At 65.8% G+C, this 18,262-nt stretch carries 19 protein-coding genes; 5 read left to right on the forward strand and 14 right to left on the reverse strand.

Features of this window, described 5'->3' with window-relative positions; translation table 11 throughout:
- Positions 1-2: 2 nt before the first annotated feature.
- A complete protein-coding gene (gene nadC, locus BN60_RS15100; RefSeq protein WP_020696928.1) occupies positions 3-854 on the forward strand; it encodes a carboxylating nicotinate-nucleotide diphosphorylase in 852 nt (283 codons plus the stop codon).
- A 2-nt stretch (positions 855-856) separates the two neighbouring features.
- Here nadC and BN60_RS15105 read toward each other — a convergent pair whose 3' ends face one another.
- The 12 genes from BN60_RS15105 to BN60_RS15160 all read right to left on the reverse strand — a co-directional run bounded on the left by BN60_RS15105 (position 857) and on the right by BN60_RS15160 (position 11,508).
- Positions 857-1,321 carry a hypothetical protein gene (locus BN60_RS15105; RefSeq protein WP_020696929.1) on the reverse strand — a complete coding sequence of 155 codons (465 nt, stop codon included), beginning with the start codon at positions 1,319-1,321 and terminating at the stop codon, positions 857-859.
- Between the two features lie 31 nt (positions 1,322-1,352).
- Positions 1,353-2,453 carry an NADH:flavin oxidoreductase gene (locus BN60_RS15110; protein ID WP_020696930.1) on the reverse strand — a complete coding sequence of 367 codons (1,101 nt, stop codon included), beginning with the start codon at positions 2,451-2,453 and terminating at the stop codon, positions 1,353-1,355.
- Between the two features lie 13 nt (positions 2,454-2,466).
- Positions 2,467-3,942: a M81 family metallopeptidase gene (locus tag BN60_RS15115; RefSeq protein ID WP_043285734.1), complete on the reverse strand. Its 1,476-nt coding sequence runs from the start codon at positions 3,940-3,942 to the stop codon at positions 2,467-2,469.
- 20 nt (positions 3,943-3,962) lie between these two features.
- Positions 3,963-4,844 (reverse strand): 3-hydroxybutyryl-CoA dehydrogenase, encoded by an 882-nt coding sequence (locus BN60_RS15120; RefSeq protein ID WP_215905972.1) that lies wholly within the window; start codon positions 4,842-4,844, stop codon positions 3,963-3,965.
- Positions 4,845-4,874: 30 nt separating this feature from the next.
- On the reverse strand, positions 4,875-5,810 hold the full coding sequence (locus tag BN60_RS15125) for an electron transfer flavoprotein subunit alpha/FixB family protein (RefSeq protein WP_020696933.1): 936 nt from the start codon (positions 5,808-5,810) through the stop codon (positions 4,875-4,877).
- Positions 5,811-5,812: 2 nt separating this feature from the next.
- Positions 5,813-6,562, reverse strand: a complete 750-nt coding sequence (locus BN60_RS15130) for an electron transfer flavoprotein subunit beta/FixA family protein (protein ID WP_020696934.1) — start codon at positions 6,560-6,562, stop codon at positions 5,813-5,815.
- A gap of 156 nt (positions 6,563-6,718) precedes the next feature.
- Positions 6,719-7,315, reverse strand: a complete 597-nt coding sequence (locus BN60_RS15135; protein ID WP_020696935.1) for a cob(I)yrinic acid a,c-diamide adenosyltransferase — start codon at positions 7,313-7,315, stop codon at positions 6,719-6,721.
- A gap of 3 nt (positions 7,316-7,318) precedes the next feature.
- Positions 7,319-7,531, reverse strand: a complete 213-nt coding sequence (locus BN60_RS15140) for a twin transmembrane helix small protein (protein WP_020696936.1) — start codon at positions 7,529-7,531, stop codon at positions 7,319-7,321.
- A 6-nt stretch (positions 7,532-7,537) separates the two neighbouring features.
- Positions 7,538-8,959, reverse strand: a complete 1,422-nt coding sequence (locus BN60_RS15145; RefSeq protein WP_215905911.1) for a flavin monoamine oxidase family protein — start codon at positions 8,957-8,959, stop codon at positions 7,538-7,540.
- An 11-nt stretch (positions 8,960-8,970) separates the two neighbouring features.
- Positions 8,971-9,618 (reverse strand): HAD family hydrolase, encoded by a 648-nt coding sequence (locus BN60_RS15150; RefSeq protein WP_020696938.1) that lies wholly within the window; start codon positions 9,616-9,618, stop codon positions 8,971-8,973.
- 28 nt (positions 9,619-9,646) lie between these two features.
- Complete coding sequence (locus BN60_RS15155) at positions 9,647-10,528, reverse strand: TauD/TfdA dioxygenase family protein (RefSeq protein ID WP_020696939.1); 882 nt, start codon at positions 10,526-10,528, stop codon at positions 9,647-9,649.
- 11 nt (positions 10,529-10,539) lie between these two features.
- Positions 10,540-11,508, reverse strand: coding sequence for a Bug family tripartite tricarboxylate transporter substrate binding protein (locus BN60_RS15160; RefSeq protein ID WP_043283962.1), 969 nt, complete (start codon positions 11,506-11,508; stop codon positions 10,540-10,542).
- Between the two features lie 96 nt (positions 11,509-11,604).
- On the opposite strand from BN60_RS15160, the gene BN60_RS15165 reads away from it, so the two are divergent.
- The 3 genes from BN60_RS15165 to bioB all read left to right on the forward strand — a co-directional run bounded on the left by BN60_RS15165 (position 11,605) and on the right by bioB (position 15,022).
- Positions 11,605-12,327: a helix-turn-helix domain-containing protein gene (locus BN60_RS15165; RefSeq protein ID WP_020696941.1), complete on the forward strand. Its 723-nt coding sequence runs from the start codon at positions 11,605-11,607 to the stop codon at positions 12,325-12,327.
- Between the two features lie 85 nt (positions 12,328-12,412).
- The gene (locus BN60_RS15170) at positions 12,413-13,951 is read left to right on the forward strand and encodes an arylsulfatase (protein ID WP_020696942.1); all 1,539 of its coding nucleotides are present in this window, start codon (positions 12,413-12,415) and stop codon (positions 13,949-13,951) included.
- A gap of 48 nt (positions 13,952-13,999) precedes the next feature.
- Entirely contained in the window at positions 14,000-15,022 is a 1,023-nt protein-coding gene (gene bioB / locus BN60_RS15175) for a biotin synthase BioB (protein WP_043283963.1), read from the forward strand.
- A gap of 71 nt (positions 15,023-15,093) precedes the next feature.
- Here bioB and BN60_RS15180 read toward each other — a convergent pair whose 3' ends face one another.
- Entirely contained in the window at positions 15,094-15,657 is a 564-nt protein-coding gene (locus tag BN60_RS15180; protein ID WP_148283432.1) for a M15 family metallopeptidase, read from the reverse strand.
- On the opposite strand from BN60_RS15180, the gene pip reads away from it, so the two are divergent.
- Positions 15,656-16,618 carry a prolyl aminopeptidase gene (gene pip, locus BN60_RS15185; protein WP_020696945.1) on the forward strand — a complete coding sequence of 321 codons (963 nt, stop codon included), beginning with the start codon at positions 15,656-15,658 and terminating at the stop codon, positions 16,616-16,618. The genes BN60_RS15180 and pip overlap by 2 nt on opposite strands.
- Here the strand turns inward: pip and BN60_RS15190 are convergent.
- Positions 16,615-18,249 carry an acyl-CoA dehydrogenase family protein gene (locus BN60_RS15190; RefSeq protein ID WP_020696946.1) on the reverse strand — a complete coding sequence of 545 codons (1,635 nt, stop codon included), beginning with the start codon at positions 18,247-18,249 and terminating at the stop codon, positions 16,615-16,617. The two genes, pip and BN60_RS15190, sit on opposite strands and share 4 nt — an antisense overlap.
- Positions 18,250-18,262: the final 13 nt, after the last annotated feature.

Below are 18,262 nucleotides of genomic sequence, written 5' to 3' on the forward strand. Positions count from 1 at the left end.
CGATGACCACGCCTTCTCTTCCTGCCTTGCTGATCGAACCGCTGGTCCGCGCCACTCTGGTCGAGGATCTCGGCCGTGCGGGCGACATCACCACCGACGCCATCGTGCCCGCGACGGCAAAGGCCGAAACGGTGCTGGTTGCACGCCAGCCCGGCATCGTCGCCGGCCTCGACCTCGCGGCGACCGCGTTCCGGCTGGTCGATCCCGCCATCAAGATCGAGGTCGAGCGGCCGGACGGCACGAGGCTGGCGCCGGGCGATCGCATTGCCACGATCGCTGGCCCGGCCCGCGGCATGCTGACGGCGGAGCGCGTGGCCCTGAACTTCCTGGGCCATCTCAGCGGTGTGGCGAGCGCGGCGGCCACCCTGGTCGAAGCGGTACGCGGCCACAAGGCGCGCATCTGCTGCACGCGCAAGACAATGCCGGGCATGCGCGCGGTGCAGAAATATGCCGTGCGCGTGGGCGGCGGCTCCAATCACCGCTTCGGTCTCGACGATGCCGTTCTCATCAAGGACAACCATGTCGCCGTTGCCGGCGGCATCGGCCCGGCGATCCGCGCCGCCCGCGACGGCGTCGGCCATCTGGTGAAGATCGAAGTCGAGGTCGACACACTCGCGCAGCTCGACGAGGCGATGGCGATCGGCGTCGATGCGGTCCTGCTCGACAACATGACGCCGGAGCAGCTCACCCAGGCCGTCCGCACGATCGACGGCCGCGCCATTGCCGAAGCATCCGGCCGCATCACGCCGCAGACGGCGCCCGCCATCGCGGCGAGCGGCGTCGACCTCATTTCAGCGGGCTGGCTGACCCATAGCGTCAGCGTGCTCGATATCGGCCTCGACTGGCGAAGCTAGGCTCACTGACTCACTTCGCAATGTTTGTGCATCTCCTTGCAGACACGCAGGACGGCGTGCACGACCATCGAGGCGGTGGAGCTTTCGCCGGCGCCGGCATGACCTGCGATCAGGAGCTGCGCGACGTCGTCGCTGAACGGCACGACGTTCAGCGTCGCCGTCCGGTCGCCCTCGGCGATCTGCAGCCGGCGGGCATGGGCATCGTGCATCAGGATGCGCACCGACTTGTTCTTGCGCGCAAGCTCGAGCGCCGTTGAAAATACCTTGTCGGCCGAGGCATCGAGGATGACCGTCGCGAAGTCGTAGCCCGGCCGGCCGTTCTGCTGGCCCTCGGTCATCTGGTGGATGCGCCCCATCGCCTTGCGCGCCAGGAATACCCATTGCGCTTCTGCAGCGCCGAACGGCATGGCCGCCAGCACCAGGCCGCCGAGCGCCGCCAGCATCGTCAGTCGGTTGAGTCTCTTCATTCGCGCGCCCCCTAATTTTGCGGGCGGCATTCTACGCAAGCGTTGCCAATGACGAAGCGGAAAACGGTGCAAGCTCGACGAACCGACCATCGCGTACCTTAGCTGCCCATTGCGCATCAGCCAGCAACGCACGACCGACGGCGACGAGGTCGAACTCGCCGCGCTCCAGCCGCGACTCGAGTTCTCCCAGCTCGCCGACGTCGGAAGTTTCGCGCGTCCGGAAGGTCTGCACGAAATCCGCGCCCTTGAGGCCGACCGAGCCCACCGTGATCGTGGGCTTGCCGGTGAGCTTCTTCGTCCAGCCCGCGAGGTTCAGCGACGAGCCCTCGAACTCGGACTCCCAGAAGCGACGGGTTGAGCAATGGAAGATGTCGGTGCCGGCGGCCGCCAGCGGTTCGAGGAAGCGCGCCAGCTCGTCCGGCGTCTGCGCAAGGCGGGCCGCGAAGTCCTGCTGCTTCCACTGGGAGAAGCGCAGGATGATCGGATAGGCCTCGCCGACCCGGGCGCGGATCGCCTTTACGATCTCGGCGGCAAAGCGCGTACGCCGGACGAAGTCTCCACCCCAGGAATCGTCGCGCCGGTTAGCCCCTTCCCAGAAGAACTGGTCGATCAGGTAGCCGTGCGCACCGTGGATCTCGACGGCATCGAAGCCGATCTCCTTGGCCGCGCCTGCGGCCTTGGCGAAGGCGTCGATCGTGTCGGCGATTTCCGCCTCGCTCATCGGCTGGCCGACCTGCTTGCCCGACGCTGAAAGACCCGACGGACCATCCGACGGCGCCTCTGGATGCGGCCCCGTGCCCGGCTTGCGCATCATGCCCTGGTGCCAGAGCTGCGGCGCGATTCGGCCACCCCCCGCATGCACCTCTTCGACGACGCGCCGCCAGCCGGCGAGACTCGCGGGCGCATGGAAGTTCGGCACGTTGGCATCGTTGGTCGCGGCTGGCCGATCCACGGTCGTACCTTCCGTAACGATGAGGCCAACACCGCCCTCGGCGCGACGGCGATAGTAGGCCGCCACATCCGGCCCCGGCACGCTTTCCGGGCTCTTGGATCGCGTCATCGGCGCCATCACCAGCCGGTTGGCCAGCGGCAGCGACTTGCAAGCAAAGGGACGGAAAAGCGGACTGGTCATCGAAGCTTCGGCCTCAGGGAAAGGCAACGTCGTCGCCGTACGGGTAGAACTTCTTCAGGTCGACGTTGCGATATGGCAGGCCGTCGAGACGGACGGTCCCGAGGAAGGGCTCGACCGGCTCGACCAGCAGGATGGTCTTGGCGAAGCCCGAATCGTCGAAGCCGCGTCGGAAGTGGACACGCGACTTGATGGCGAAGGCCTTGAAGGAAGATACATCGAGGCCGAGCGCTTCGAGCGACAACGGTTCCTGCACCTGAACGAGATAGCGGCTCAACACCAGCACGTTGCCGCGGCCGAACTCTACGACGATCCAGAGCTGTCCATATCCTTCGGCGGCATTCAGGACGGTGCCGCTGATGCGCACCGGCTGGCCGGCCGATTCGTCGGCGAGGCCGCCCACGTCCATGTCGAACGGATCGCCTGCCTTCACGCCGCCGGCCGCTTTGAGCGCATCGCTCACCTTGGCATCGGCGATGGTCGCGATCAGCACGCCCGAGAGGTCCTGCGCGATGATCTCCTTCAGGAGCCACGTCGCCGAGCCGGAGCGATCGCTGTGATCGGCCAGGACGACCGGCGTCTCGCCGCGCTCGATCGCTTCCTTGGCAAGCCGCACGCCGTCGGGAATGGTATGTACCTTGGTCGAGCCGAGCAGATCCTCGCGGCGACGCCAGGCCCACAGCGCCAGATCGTCGGCGGCCTTGCGCGCCAGCGCCTCGTCGCCGTTGCTCATGGCCTGAATCGTCATGCCGACATCCGGCACGTCGGCAAAGGGAAAGCCGAAGAAGACGTTCACGTAGAGGTCGGGCTCGCGCGCTTCCCAGACGAGCGCGCGCTGCACCAGATCCATCCACGGCGACGCGCCGGTCCATTGCAGGACCGTCGGCGAGATGATCGGCACCTTCACCGTCACGGTCTTCGGCGCATAGTCGCCGCGAATGGCACGCACCAGCATGCGGGCCGCCCGCTCGCCCTGCAGATAACTGTCGTAGTGCGGGAAATACTTCACCGTGAACGCCATGTCGGCGTGACGCAGGAAGTCCTCGTCCTCGTTGCCGTGCGGATCGAACGTCCCGACGATGAAAGCGCCGCTGCCGACGACCTCGCGGACGCGGCGGGCGATATCGGCCTCCGGCCGCGCCACGCCGCGAACGCCCATGGCGCCGTGCAGGGCGAGGTAGACGCCGTCGAACTTCCCGCTCCTCTTGAGGTCGGCGATCATCCCGCCGAGCAGGGTCTCGTAGGCTTCTTCGGTGATCCAGCCGGAGCCGGTGCCTGTCCTCGGCCACAGCGGCGATTCGATGCCAACCAGTTCGACATCATCGTACTCGCGCGCCACCTTCACGAATCCGCCCATGTAGGATCGGGCGTCGTGCGCCAGGAGTGCCTCGCCCCTGGCCGGCGAGCCCTTGTAGGTGAAGTCGGCTAACGTGGTGTCGTTCGGCAGGAACGTCACCGTCTCGTGGGCAAAGTAGAGGACGGCGATGCGCATCGACGCCGCCCCCTCGCGCATCAGCGCGTCGGAACCGGGCGCTCGCCCGAATAGTCGTAGAAGCCGCGCTTGACCTTGCGGCCGATCCATCCGGCCTCGACGTACTTCACCAGCAGCGGGCACGGACGATACTTCGAGTCGGCCAGGCCCTCGTGCAGCACCTGCATCACCGACAGGCAGGTGTCGAGGCCGATGAAGTCGGCAAGCTCCAGCGGACCCATCGGATGGTTGGCACCGAGCTTCATGCCGGTGTCGATCGCCTCGACATTGCCGACGCCCTCGTAGAGGGCATAGACCGCCTCGTTGATCATCGGCAGCAGGATGCGGTTCACGATGAAGGCCGGGAAGTCCTCGGCATTGACCGGCTTCTTGTCGAGCCGGACCACGACCTCGCGCACGGTGCGGAAGGTCTCTTCTTCCGTGGCGATGCCGCGGATGAGTTCGACCAGCCCCATCAGCGGCACGGGGTTCATGAAGTGCATGCCCATGAACTTGCCGGGACGGTCGGTGACCGAGGCGAGACGCGTCACCGAGATCGACGAGGTGTTGGTCGCCAGCAGCACGTTCGGCGGCAGGTCCACGCAGACCTTCTTGAAGATCTCGCGCTTGATCGCCTCGTTCTCCGTCGCCGCCTCGACCACCAGGTCGCATTCGGCGAAGGCCTTGTAGTCGACGACTGGGACGATGCGCTTCAGCGCCGCGTCCTTGTCCTCCGGCCGGATCATGCCGCGGCTGATCTGGCGGTCCATGTTGCGGCCGATATTCTCGAGGCCCTTGTCGAGGTGCGCCTGGTCGACATCCGCGAGATGGATGTCGTACCCTTTCAGCGCGCAGACATGGGCGATGCCGCTGCCCATCTGGCCGGCACCGATAACGCCGATGCGCTTGATCATGATGGGTATCCCCCTGGAGTTCTGGCTACGGGGTTCTGACTACTTCTTCTCGACCGCGGCCGTCAGTTCCGGAACGATCTGGAACAGATCACCCACGAGGCCGTAGTCGGCCACCTGGAAGATCGGCGCTTCCTCGTCCTTGTTGATCGCCACGATGGTCTTGCTGTCCTTCATGCCGGCGAGATGCTGGATCGCGCCGGAGATGCCGATGGCGATGTAGAGGTCCGGAGCCACCACCTTGCCGGTCTGTCCGACCTGGTAGTCGTTCGGCACATAGCCCGCATCGACGGCGGCGCGGCTGGCGCCGAGGCCGGCGCCGAGCTTGTCGGCCAGCGTCTCGAGCATCTTGAAGTTCTCGCCGCTCTGCAGGCCGCGGCCGCCGCTGACGACGATCTTGGCGCTGGTGAGCTCGGGCCGCTCGCTCTTTGAGAGCTCGGCACCGACATAGGATGACAGACCCTTGGCACCCTCGCCGCCGATCTTCTCGATCGCCGCCGAGCCGCCCGCGGCGGCCGCCTTGAAGTTGGTCGGACGGATGGTCACGACCTTCACCTTGTCGGCGGTCTGCACGGTCGCCATGGCGTTGCCGGCGTAGATCGGGCGCACGAAGGTATCGGGCGAGACGACCTGGATCGCCTCCGAGACCTGCGCGACGTCGAGCAGTGCGGCAACGCGCGGCGCGATGTTCTTGCCGACCGAGTCGGCCGCCATCACGACGTGGCTGTAGTTCGGCGCAAGCTTCACGACCAGCGGCGCAATGTCCTCGGCCAGCCAGTTAGCATAGGCAGCATCGTCCGCCTGCAGCACCTTGGCGACGCCCTGGATCGCGGCGGCCGACTTGGCGGCTTCGTCGGCTCCAGAGCCCGCCACCAGCACGGTAACGTCGGAGCCCATCTGGCCGGCAGCCGTCACCGCGTTGGCGACGTTGGCGCGGACCGTTTTGCCGTCATGCGCGGCAACGACGAGAATGGCCATGGTCAGATGACTCCCGCTTCGTTCTTCAGCTTGTCGACCAGCTCGGCAACGGTCTTCACCTTGATGCCGGCCTTGCGCTTCGGCGGCTCCTCGACCTTCAGGGTCTTGAGGCGCGGCGCGACGTCGACGCCCAGCGCATCCGGCGCCAGGGTCTCGATCGGCTTCTTCTTCGCCTTCATGATGTTCGGCAGCGACGCGTAGCGCGGCTCGTTCAGGCGCAGGTCGGTGGTGATCACCGCCGGCATCTTGATCTTGATGTTCTCGAGGCCGCCGTCGACCTCGCGCTTCACCTCGACCGATCCGTCGGCGACGTTGATCTTGTTGGCGAAGGTGCCCTGCGACCAGCCGAGCAGCGCAGCCAGCATCTGGCCGGTCTGGTTGGAGTCGTCATCGATTGCCTGCTTGCCGACGATGACCAGGCCGGGCTGTTCCTTCTCGACCACGGCTTTCAGCAGCTTGGCGACGGCCAGCGGCTGCAGCTCGCCATCGGCCTGCACGAGGATACCGCGGTCGGCGCCCATGGCGAGCGCGGTGCGGATCGTCTCCTGGCACTGGGCCGGACCTGCAGAAAAGGCGATGACTTCGGTCGCCGCGCCCTTCTCCTTCATGCGGATCGCCTCTTCCACGGCGATCTCGTCGAAGGGATTCATGGACATCTTGACGTTCGCCGTCTCGACACCCGTGTTGTCGGCCTTGACGCGGATCTTGACGTTGTAGTCGATGACCCGCTTGACCGCGACCAGCACTTTCATCGCGTTGCGCCTATCGGTGAGTTGCCGCCCGGCTCGAACGCCCGGCGAGGGGGTTTTCGTGTAGGGGTGTTCAGCCGATCATGTCAAGGCTATGGCGCACTGCACAAAATCGCAGGGTGAAAGCTTTTTGCCCTATCTTTCAACAGCTTGGAGCGGCTAACGCGCCCCGCCCGGTACCCACAGCACATCTGCTGCGCCGTTGTCGTTCAGTCGACGTGCAAGCACGAACAGATGATCCGACAGTCGGTTGATGTACTTGATCGCCTCGGGGTTGATCGGCTGCTCGGCCGCCAGATGCGTCATGCAGCGCTCGGCGCGGCGCGCCACGGTCCGCGCCAGATGCAACCAGGACGCCGCTTCGCTGCCACCGGGCAGGATGAACGACTTCAGCGGCTGCAGCTCGGCGTTCATTGCGTCGATCTCGCGTTCGAGCCGTTCGACTTGCGATGCCACGATGCGCAGCGCCTGCTCGTCGCGCTTGGTCTTGCCCTCGGGCGTGCAGAGATCGGCGCCGAGATCGAACAGATCGTTCTGGATGCGGCCGAGCATCGCATCGGCCTCCTCGAAGCGCGGATCTTTTGCGCCGGCGCGTGCAATCGCATTGCGCGCAAGACCTATCACCGAATTGGCTTCGTCGGTCGTGCCGTAGGCCTCGACGCGAATATCGTGCTTGGCGACCCTCTCGCCGCGGCCCAGCGACGTCTGCCCGGCATCGCCACCGCGCGTGTAGATACGCGTGAGGTTGACGGCCATCGCCTAGCTCCGGCTCGCGAGATACCACAGCAGGATCAGCACGATCGTCAGGAGCTGCAGGCGCACGCGCCACCACATCAGGCGATTGCTGCGGCGGCTGCCGTCGATGCTGCCATCCTGATTGCGGCTCATGCTGATCAGGCCGGCGAACAAAGTGCCGAGCGTGGCGAAGGCCGACACCAGCACGAGAACGAACAGGACGTTTGCGAGGGTCATAGGGGCTTATCCCGCATTGTGCCGGCCCGCGCCAGTACGCGCGGCAGCCCAGGGCCGCGCCACGCGGGTGGCTGCCGTGCCCGTAGCGGCGCGGAAGATCGCTTCGGCCGTCTGCTCGCCCGACCAAAGCGCTGCGTGCACCGTGCCGTATTCGACAGGTTCGGTCGCTTCGCCGGCGAAGAACACGCGGCTCCCCAGCGGACGGGCATGTGCCGTGCAGTCTTCCGGATCGCTGCCGACGCCGGGATAGGAATAGCCGCCGCGCGACCAAGGGTCGCTCAGCCAGCGCGGAAAGGCCACGGCTTCGGGTTCGGGAATGTCGTTGCCGAACATCGCCCGCAACGAGGCCATCGCGACCTTCACGACATCTCCGTCGGACGCGTTGCGATCGAGGCGAATGGCGGTATCGCCGTTGGCGAAGCTGAGCAGGATCGGCAGGCCCGTCTCTTCGTGATGGCTCACCCAGGTATTGAAGGTGCCGCGCTGGCGCGGCGAATTTGGCAGCCGGCCAAACCATTTCGGCTGGTCCGGCCAGAAACGCTTCGGGAAGCGCAGGTAGATCTTGCCGAGAATGCCGGCGCCATAACCCAGTCGGCCGATCGCAATGCGCTGCGCTTGGGGCGGCACCGGATCCAGCGCCGGTAGTCCCGCGCGCAGCAGGCCGACAGGAACGGCCACGACCGCGCGATCCGCTTCGAGGCGCTCGCCGCCCTGGAGATGGACCGTGACGCCCTGCCCGGTCCAGGCGATGCATTCCGCCGCCACGCCGTGACGGATCGCAAGCCCGCGCGCGGCATCGTCGATCAGCGTGTGGAAGCCTCCTTTGGGCTGGGCGTTACGGTCGAGCCCTTCGGTCGGAAACCATTCTGCCGCCGCCACGGCTTCCCACGGCGCGCTCTGCACGCCCTCGCTCATCTCGACGAAGGTCGCCACGACCAGCCGGTCGATCTCGGGCAGCCATGATGCGCCGAGCAGCGGCTCCACGGCATCACGTACGGAGATCGAACGCGGCCCGCGCACGCGGGTCATTGCCTTGCTCTTCCAAGTGGCCCATTCGATCGCGGCCTTGAAGGCGAGGCGTCCCCTGATGGCGCGGCGGCGCTGGCCCTCGCGTGTCGGCGCCGTGGCGCGTTTGTCGATCAGGAGGCGTTCGCCCTGCGACTCGATCAACTGGACACCGAGCTTGTCGCACCACAGCGCCAGCGGATTGCCCTCGACGCCGTGGACCCACGAGCCACCGAGATCGACGGGCGCGCCGATACGGCTGTCGGTCCAGACGCGCCCCCCCGTACGATCGCGCGCCTCGAGCACCGTAACCCGGAAGCCCGAATCATGAAGCAGTCGTGCGGTCACGAGCCCGGCCATACCGGCGCCGACGACGATCACCTTCTCGGGGCGGCCGCTGCCCATCGACCAGTTTCCGGTCATCGGGCCTCCGGTCATGACCCGACCAGAGCCGGCAGCTTCGACATGTCGTTGAACGGATAACCGCCTGCCGCCTGCAGGGCCGCAGCATCGGTATGCGCAGCGCCGACATAGGCCACGGCACGCATGCCCGCGGCGTGCGCCGCCTGGATGCCCGGCAGCGAATCCTCCACCACGGTGCAGGCAAAAGGCTGCACGTTCATGCGCAGGGCCGCATGCAGGAAGAGATCGGGGAACGGCTTTCCGCGCGGCACCTCAGCCGAGCTGAAGATGCGCCCCTCGAAGCGCTGCCACAGGCCGGTGATGCCCAAGGTCACGCGCATCTTGTCGAAGCCGCCCGAGCTTGCCACGCAGGTCACCGCGCCAGCCGCTTCGATGACGTCGATCGCCGCGATGACTCCGGGTACGGCGCGCAGGGGCGCATCGTGAAAGGCTTGCAGCGTATCGGCCTGCAGCCGATCAATGAAGCCGAACGGCAGGGCGTGCCCGAGTTCGCCCTCGACGATCTCCACACAGGATTTCATCGAGCGGCCCATCAACCGGCGCATCGTTTCCTCGACGCTCCAGTTCAGGCCCTCGCGCTGGAGAGCGCGAGCAAAGCAGGTATTGGCGATCGGCTCGCTGTCGACCAGCACGCCATCGCAATCAAAGATTACGAGCACGCACCGTCAGTATCACGGCCGGGCATTGTCAGTAAGGCTTGTCGCCCGCCACCGTGACCCGATTGCCGCTGCGCGTATGCGGCCAGTAGTCCCACATCGCCCGGTGCTGGACGCACCGATTGTCCCAGAAGGCGATCGAATTCTCGCGCCACCGGAAGCGGCACTGGAAGAGCGGATTCTCCATGTGCTCGAAGAGGTAGCGCAGGATGCCCTCGCTCTCGTCGCGCGGCACGCCGACCAGACGCTTGGTGAAGCCGCGGTTGACGTAGAGCGCCTTGCGGTTGGTCACCGGGTGGGTGCGAACGACCGGATGCTCGGCGCGCGGATAGACCGGCTTGTCCTTGACGCCGAGGTTTGCGTACGTGCCGCGATAGGCGTCCTCGCCATCGTGGATCGCCGTGAGGCCGTCGAGATAGGCCTTCATGCGGTCGGACAACGCCTCGTAGGCGGCGTACATGTTGGCGAACAGCGTATCGCCGCCCTTGGGCGGGCACTGCTTGATGTAGAGGATGCTGCCCATCGGCGGCTCGACATCGCAGCTCACGTCGGTGTGCCAGCCTTCGCCATTGGCGCGCGGCGAGTCCTTGTCGGCGCGAATGATCATCAGCTCCGGCTTGCCGGGCTCCGCCGGCGCGGCGGGGTGGATGTGCAGGTCGCCGAACAGCCGTCCGAAAGCGAGATGCTGGTCCTGCGTGATGTGCTGGTCGCGGAAGAAGATCACGCAGTTCTCGGCAAGGGCGCGGTGCAGCTCGTCGATCTGCCGGTTGCCCAGCGGCTTCGACAGGTCGATGCCGCCCACTTCCGCACCGATGACGGGCGTCAGCTTGTCGATCTGAAGGGTCTCGTACGGCGCCGATTCGTCGGCGATGTGACGGTAACGAGGTCCCTTGTTGCCAGTCAGGCTGCTCATGAGACGTCTCCTTATTCGACCTTGATGTTGGCACGACGGATGATGCTGCCCCAGCGCTCCTTCTCGGCGCGCCCGAACGCCGCGAACCCGTCCGGGCTCATCAGCTTTGGAGCCGAGCCCATGGAGTCGAGCTTGGCGACCGTTTCCGGCATGGCGGCGACGGTGCGGATGTCGGCATTGATCTTGTCCACGATATCTCGCGGCGTACCCTTCGGTACGTAGAAGCCCGACCAGGTGGTGAGCAGCATGTCGGGCATCCCCGCTTCCGCCGCCGTCGGCACGTCGGCAATCGGCGGATACCGTTCCGTATCGGTCAGCATCAACCCCTTCAGTGCGCCACGATCGATGGCCAGCTTGGCGTTGGTCGTGTCGATCATCATGAAAGTGATCAAGCCGCTCTGCACGTCGGGGATGGCCTGCGGGTTGCTTTTGTAGCCGACATAGACCGCCTCGACGCCGGCCAGCATCTTGTAGAGTTCCGAGGCCACGCGCGACGGCAACGAGCCCGCGGCGAAATTGTGCTTGCCGGGTTCGGCCTTGAGCTTCGCCGTAAGCTCCTTCACCGTGTTGATCGGGCTGTTCCTGTCGACCAGCAGCACGAACGGCGACAGGCCCATGCGCGTGACCGCCTCGAAGCTCTCGATCGCATCGTAGGGCAGCTTGGCGTAGATCGCGGGATTGACCACCTGGGTCATTGCCGAGGTTGCGAAGATTGTAAGCCCGTCCGGCTTAGCGCGCGCCACGAACTCGGCTGCCGGAATGCCGTTGCCGCCACCCTTGTTGTCGACCACCACGGGCTGCCCCCAGATCGCCGACAATTGCTCCGCATAGACACGCGCGCCGAGATCCGTCGCCGCACCCGCTGGAAACGGCACGACCATGGTCACGCGGCCGGCAGGGAACTTCTGGGCCCGCACGATGGTCGGCGCGGCGAGGACTGCAGCGGCGCCTGCCACGACAAGGTGTCGTCTTCGGAGCATGATTCCTCTCGTCTTCTTGGGGTAAGCCTAGCCCGACCTGCACGGCTTTTCTGCGACCAAGTCGACAGAGTCCGTATTACGGAATAGTGTCTCCGCATGATCGAGCCGGTGCGGCGCAGCTTTATCGTCCTCGAAACCTTGAGCCGGCGCCCGCACGGCACCATTGCCGTCTTGGCAGACGAAACCGGCCTGCCGCGTCCGACCGTCGTGCGGCTCCTCAAGACGTTGATCGAGCTGGGCTATGTCACCCAGGTTTCGCGTCATCTCGGCTATCGGCTCACCGACCGCGTGCTGGGCCTCGCCCAGGGCATCCGCTTCGTAGATCACTTCGTCGATGCCGCCGCCCCGCACATGCGTCGCTTCACGCAGAAGCATGGCTGGCCGCTCTACCTCGGCACGATCAGCCATCGCGCCATCACCATCCGCTATTCGACGGCGCCGGAAAGTCCGATGTCCTTCGAGCGTTCGGCCTTGCAGCGCCGCAGCCCGATCCTGACCGGCGCCCTGGGGCGAGCCTGGCTCGCTTTCTGTTCGGACGAGGAGCGGCGTGCCGTCCTGCGCGATCTCGGCGCGCGCCGCGATGCAAGCCTCGCCGCGGCCTTCGCGCGGATACGGCGCGATGGTTACGCCTTTGCCTCGTTGCCGCGCCCCGGCCGCCTGCAGGGCATTGCCGTCGCCATTCGAAATGGCCCGCGCGTGTTGGGCTGCATTTCCATGCGCTTCACGCGCTCGGCGATGACCGAAGCCGATGCGGGCAGGCGCTACGGCCCGCCGCTCAATGCCCTCGCCCGGGCCATCGCGACGGACGTCGCCCGCTAGACCGTCGATCGTCTGCCGCAAGCGATTCTGTCTTGCCCTTGGCACGCCGGGCGATAGCGTGACTCCAAAGTCACGCGGAGGAAGCATGCCGACATTCGATGCCATCGCCACATCAACGGTGCGCAAGGCCGATCATCTGGAGCCGGGCTTCGTGCATAAGGCCGACATCGAGATCGCAGCACGCAAGCTCGCGGCGCGCAAGAAGAAGCCCAACATCCTGATCTACCTGATGGACGATGTCGGCTGGGGCGACTTCGGCTGCTATGGCGGCGGCGTGGCGGTCGGCGCTCCGACGCCAAACTTCGACAAGATCGCGCGCGGCGGCCTGCAGCTCACCTCCTGCTACTCCGAACCGTCCTGCTCGCCGTCCCGCGCCACGCTGCATACCGGCCGCGTCCCCAACCGCCACGGCCTGCATCGCCCGCCGATGTACGGCGAGCCTGGCGGCCTGCAGGGCGAAGTCACGCTGCCCATGCTGCTCGGCCAGGCCGGCTACACGACCCAGGCGGTCGGCAAGTGGCACATCGGCGAGAACATCGAATCGCAGCCGCAGAATGTCGGCTACGACGATTTCTATGGCTTCCTCTCCGTCTCCGACATGTACACGGAATGGCGCGACCCGCACTTCTTCCCGGAGATCGTCTATTCCGACGCCCGGACCGAGTGGATCAAGAACATGCCCTTCAACCGCTGCTTCGTGCACGCGACGAAGGGGAAGGAAGCCACCAACGTCGAGGAAGTCACCATCCCCGTCCTCTCCGAACTCGACGAGAAGTGGTGCCGCTACTCCATCGACTTCATCAAGAAGCAGGCAAAGTCCGACAAGCCGTGGCTGCTCTACCACTGCACGCGCGGCGCGCACTTCGACAACTACCCGCACGAGAAATATCTCGGCAAGTCACCGGCCAGGCATCCCTACAAGGACACCTTGCTCGAACTCGACGAGATCATGGGCCGGCTGGTCGAAGCGCTCCGCGAGTCGGGCCAGCTCGAAGACACGCTGATCTTCATCTCCTCGGACAACGGCCCGCACATGGAGACCTGGCCGGATGCCGCCTTCACGCCGTTCCGCTGCGCCAAGGGCTCGACCTGGGAAGGCGGCGTGCGCGTCCCCGGCCTGCTCTACTGGCCGGGCACGATCGACGCCGGGCGTCAGAGCGATGGCCTGTTCGACTTCAACGACATCCTGCCGACGGCGCTCGCGCTCGCCGGTGCGTCCGATCTGCTGCCCTCGGACCGCTACATCGACGGCATCGACCAGAGTTCGTTCATCCTCGCACCCGACGGTCTTTCTAGCCGCAAGTACCACTACTACTGGCTGTCGCAGACCTTCTCGGGATTGCGCTGCGGCGAATACAAGATGGTGCTGTCGGCGACGAGCGACAATTCGACGGACGCTTTTGGGACTGGCGGCTTTACCGGCGTGCTGGAACGCTTCGCCTATCCGAGGCTCTACAATCTCTATCTCGACCCCAAGGAGCAGCACAATTACCTGACGCGCAAGCTCGCCTATGTGGAGGCTTTCCAGCTCGGCATGCGCAACCATCTCGGCACCTTCAAGCGCTTCCCTCCCAAGAAGGTCATGGGTATCAAGGTCGCCGACACGAGATCGCCATCTTCATGATAAGGATGCCGGCGACTTTTCGTTCAGCTTAGGTCAGAGGTCCCGGCGATGAATGCAGTAACCCCGCGCATGGATGATGCGACCGATGCCCCGGCCCAGTCGCGCCGCGACTGGACCCGGGCAGAAGCCGAAGCGCTCTATGCCCTGCCCTTCGCCGAGCTGATGTTCCAGGCGCAGACCGTTCATCGCCGCAACTTCGATCCCAACCATGTCGAGACCGCCAGCCTGCTCAGCATCAAGACCGGCGGCTGTCCGGAGGATTGCGGCTACTGCTCGCAGAGCGCCCACTTTGATACTGACGTGAAGGCCACCCGACTGATGGACCAGGCGCCTGTCGTGGAAGCCGCACGCCGTGCGCAGGCCGCCGGCGCGACCCGCTTCTGCATGGCTGCCGCCTGGCGCAATCCGAAGGACCGCGATCTCGATCGCGTTTGCGACATCGTGGGCGCCGTGAAAGGCCTCGGCATGGAAACCTGCGCCACGCTCGGCATGCTGACGCCTGCGCAGGCGGCGCGACTGCGCGAAGCCGGGCTCGACTTCTACAATCACAACGTCGACACCTCGCCGGAATATTACGACAAGATCATCACGACGCGGACCTTGCAGGACCGTATCGACACGCTGGCCCACGCCCGCGACGCCGGCCTCAAGGTCTGCTGCGGCGGCATCATCGGCATGGGCGAACAGGTCGAGGACCGGCTGGGCATGCTCCTGCTGCTGGCCAACCTGCCCAGCCCGCCGGAAAGCGTGCCGATCAACATGTGGAACGAGGTCAAGGGCGTGCCGGTCAACGACACCGCCGAGCGCCCCGACCCGATCGCATTGGTCCGGCTCGTCGCGGTCGCCCGCATCCTGATGCCTGCCAGCGTCGTCCGGCTGTCGGCCGGCCGTCAGTACATGACCGACGAGCTGCAGGCGCTTTGCTTCCTGGCCGGCGCCAACTCGATCTTCATCGGTGACGTCCTGCTCACGACCAAGAACCCGCAGCGCAACCGCGACGCCGAGCTGCTCGACCGGCTCGGCATCAAGTCGGGCCTCGCGGGCCGGGCAGAAGCGTCAGAGATTCGCTGAGCCGACAACGCGACCGATACCGGCGTCGTCGCCACAACGGCGGCGACGCCAGCCATCTCGATTGCCGACTCCTAGAGGTTTGCCGCGTCGACGATCCGGCACAGGTTGCGCCGTACGATGGTGGAGTCGGACGTCTGACCTTGCAGAATCATGAAGACCGCATCGACGCGGACGCCGGCACCGACCTTCCGCGCCGAAACGCGAAGCGTCGGCGCCCGGCTGGGAATGGAATGAGCCTGGACCGCGGTGAGCGCGCCGGCAGAGGCATCGACACCGATATTGCTGAACCCTTCCGCCATCATTGCGGAGCGGAGATTGTTGAGCGCGCGCTGCTGATCGGTGAGACCGGGAAACTCGCGCCAGCTCCGGTAGTTCACGTTCGAGATGCCGGGCGTCCCTTCGACCACGAAGTTCTGGTAGCACGCGCTTTGCACGTCGCCCGGTGCGTCGGGCTTCGTCGTCTGGACGCAACCAGTGACCAGGAACAGGGCGGCAACGGCTGCAACGATCCGCGTCATACAATCTCCAAAAACAATGACATCAACGTCAGCATTGATGACTGGCTTCCCTTGCGGATCAATCGCTTTTAATTGCTTCGTCACAGCAAATAATGCCCTTCCGGACAGGACGATCATGACCTCCTTGCGCTCACTCTACCCGCCGATCGAACCGTATCTCAGCGGCATGCTCGACGTCGGCGACGGCCACTCGATCTACTACGAGCGTGTCGGCAAGCGTGGCGGCAAGCCCGCGGTCTTCCTCCATGGTGGCCCCGGTGGTGGTATCTCGCCGGATCATCGCCGCTTGTTCGATCCCTCGACGTACGACGTGATCCTGTTCGACCAACGAGGCTGTGGACAATCGACGCCGCATGCCGGACTCGACGCCAACACGACCTGGCATCTCGTCGACGACATGGAGCGTCTGCGCGAGCTGGCGGGCTTCGACAAATGGCTGGTGCTGGGCGGATCGTGGGGATCGACCCTCGCGCTCGCCTACGCCCAGAAACATCGCGAGAGGGTCAGCGAGCTGGTGCTGCGCGGAATCTACACCGTCACCAAGGCCGAGCTCGCCTGGTACTACCAGTTCGGCGTCTCGGAAATGTTCCCCGACAAATGGGAGAAGTTCCAGGCGCCGATTCCCGAAGCGGAGCGCGGCGACATGATCGCGGCCTATCGCAAGCGCCTCACCAGCCCCGACCGCGCCGTGCAGATCGAAGCCGCGAAGGCGTGGAGCGTCTGGGAAGGTGAGACCGTCACCTTGCTGCCCGACGCCTCCCTGTCGTCCGAGCATGGCGAGGATCATTTCGCGCTCGCCTTCGCGCGCCTGGAGAATCACTACTTCATCCATGGCTGCTGGCTGGAGGAAGGCCAACTCCTGCGCGACGCCGATCGCCTGCGCGGCATTCCCGGCGTCATCGTCCATGGTCGCTACGACATGCCCTGCCCGGCGCGCTACGCCTACGCCCTGCACAAGGCCTGGCCCGAGGCCGACTTCCATCTGATCGAGGGTGCCGGCCACGCCTATTCGGAACCGGGCATCCTCGATCAGTTGATTCGCGCCACCGACCGCTTCGCCGGCGGCAGCCGACGCTAGTTCCGGCCTTCGATCAGGCCGCGGCAGACGACCTGGGCCTGAATCTCGGCGGCGCCCTCGAAGATGTTGAGGATGCGGGCGTCGCACAGGACGCGGCTCACGGGATATTCCATCGCGTAGCCGTTGCCGCCGTGGATCTGCAGCGCGTTGTCGGCGTTGCTCCAGGCGACGCGCGCCGCCAGCAGCTTGGCCATGCCGGCCTCGATATCGCAGCGGCGATCGGAGTCCTTCTCGCGCGCGGCGAAGTAGGTGAGCTGGCGCGCGATCATGGTCTCGACCGCCATCCAGGCGACCTTGCCGGCGACGCGCGGGAAGGCATAGAGCGGTTTGGCGAACTGGACGCGCTCGCGTGCGTAACGCAGGCCCAGCTCCAGCGCGTTCTGGGCCACGCCGACGGCACGCGCCGCGGTCTGGATGCGCGCACTCTCGAAGGTCGCCATGAGCTGCTTGAAGCCGTGGCCTTCCTTCTCACCCAGCAGGTTGGCCGCCGGCACCTCGAAACCGTCGAAGCCGATCTCGTATTCCTTCATGCCGCGATAGCCGAGCACCTTGATCTCGCCGCCGGTCATGCCCTTGGCCGGGAACGGATTGGCATCGTCGCCGCGGGGCTTCTCGGCGAGGAACATCGAGAGGCCCTGGTAGCCGGGCTTCGATGCATCGCTGCGCGCCAGCAAGGTCATGATGTCGGCACGGGCGGCGTGCGTAATCCAGGTCTTGTTGCCGTTGATCTTGTAGGTATCGCCTTCGAGCACGGCGCGCGTGCGCAGGCTGGCGAGATCGGAGCCTGTGTTCGGTTCGGTGAACACGGCCGTCGGCAGCAGCTCGCCCGAGGCGATGCGCGAGAGGTACTTCTTCTTCTGCGCCTCGGTGCCGCCGGAGCGGATCAGCTCGGCCGCGATCTCCGAACGCGTGCCCAGCGAACCGACGCCGATATAGCCGCGCGACAGCTCCTCGGTGACGACGCACATGGCGAGCTTGCCCATGCCCAGCCCGCCCCACTCCTCTGGAACGGTGAGGCCGAACACGCCCAGCTCGGCCATCTTCTGCACCACAGGCATCGGAATCAGTTCGTCCCGGAGATGCCAGCCATGGGCATGCGGACCAACCTCCGTATCGACGAAGCGGCGGAACTGGCGACGCACCTCTTCCAGCGCCTCGTCGTCGAGGCCCAGCGCGCCGAAGCCGCCGGTCTCGAGTCCGTCGGCGATCAGCTCAGCAATGCGGCCGCGCACCGCCGGCGTGTTGGCCGCGATCAGCCTGGCCACCGCCGGCGTTTCGAGCGCCGCGCCATCGAGACCAAGGTCGCCCGGCCGTACGATCTCGACCTGGCTGATGGCGATGCCGCCCTTGAGCTGGGCGAGATATTCGCCGAAGGCAGATTGAAGGATCAGCTTCTCCAGCTCGCCGTCGTGCCCTGCCTCGGCCCAACGCCGCATCTGGCGCAGGGCCGCGACGTAGGTCGCGATCCAGGCAAAGCCATGCGCCGCAAACTGCTCGCGTTCGAGCAGTGCAGGATCGACCTTGCCCTTGGGCGCGACAAGCTTGCGGACTGCTTCACGGGCGGCCGTCTCATGGCGATCGGCCGCACTCTCGGCCTCGGCGGTGAGGCCGAGGAGATTGTCTAGAATCATCTGGTAAGGCCGA

The sequence above is a fragment of the Reyranella massiliensis 521 genome, assembly GCF_000312425.1.
GTDB classification, from domain to species: domain Bacteria; phylum Pseudomonadota; class Alphaproteobacteria; order Reyranellales; family Reyranellaceae; genus Reyranella; species Reyranella massiliensis.

Coding starts and splice junctions, on each gene's coding strand:
- nadC (WP_020696928.1), top strand. CDS start 3: ATGACCACGCCTTCTCTTCCTGCCTTGCTGATCGAACCGCTGGTCCGC.
- BN60_RS15105 (WP_020696929.1), bottom strand. CDS start 1,321: ATGAAGAGACTCAACCGACTGACGATGCTGGCGGCGCTCGGCGGCCTG.
- BN60_RS15110 (WP_020696930.1), bottom strand. CDS start 2,453: ATGACCAGTCCGCTTTTCCGTCCCTTTGCTTGCAAGTCGCTGCCGCTG.
- BN60_RS15115 (WP_043285734.1), bottom strand. CDS start 3,942: ATGCGCATCGCCGTCCTCTACTTTGCCCACGAGACGGTGACGTTCCTG.
- BN60_RS15125 (WP_020696933.1), bottom strand. CDS start 5,810: ATGGCCATTCTCGTCGTTGCCGCGCATGACGGCAAAACGGTCCGCGCC.
- BN60_RS15130 (WP_020696934.1), bottom strand. CDS start 6,562: ATGAAAGTGCTGGTCGCGGTCAAGCGGGTCATCGACTACAACGTCAAG.
- BN60_RS15135 (WP_020696935.1), bottom strand. CDS start 7,315: ATGGCCGTCAACCTCACGCGTATCTACACGCGCGGTGGCGATGCCGGG.
- BN60_RS15140 (WP_020696936.1), bottom strand. CDS start 7,531: ATGACCCTCGCAAACGTCCTGTTCGTTCTCGTGCTGGTGTCGGCCTTC.
- BN60_RS15145 (WP_215905911.1), bottom strand. CDS start 8,959: ATGACCGGAAACTGGTCGATGGGCAGCGGCCGCCCCGAGAAGGTGATC.
- BN60_RS15155 (WP_020696939.1), bottom strand. CDS start 10,528: ATGAGCAGCCTGACTGGCAACAAGGGACCTCGTTACCGTCACATCGCC.
- BN60_RS15160 (WP_043283962.1), bottom strand. CDS start 11,508: ATGCTCCGAAGACGACACCTTGTCGTGGCAGGCGCCGCTGCAGTCCTC.
- BN60_RS15165 (WP_020696941.1), top strand. CDS start 11,605: ATGATCGAGCCGGTGCGGCGCAGCTTTATCGTCCTCGAAACCTTGAGC.
- BN60_RS15170 (WP_020696942.1), top strand. CDS start 12,413: ATGCCGACATTCGATGCCATCGCCACATCAACGGTGCGCAAGGCCGAT.
- bioB (WP_043283963.1), top strand. CDS start 14,000: ATGAATGCAGTAACCCCGCGCATGGATGATGCGACCGATGCCCCGGCC.
- pip (WP_020696945.1), top strand. CDS start 15,656: ATGACCTCCTTGCGCTCACTCTACCCGCCGATCGAACCGTATCTCAGC.
- BN60_RS15180 (WP_148283432.1), bottom strand. CDS start 15,657: ATGATCGTCCTGTCCGGAAGGGCATTATTTGCTGTGACGAAGCAATTA.
- BN60_RS15190 (WP_020696946.1), bottom strand. CDS start 18,249: ATGATTCTAGACAATCTCCTCGGCCTCACCGCCGAGGCCGAGAGTGCG.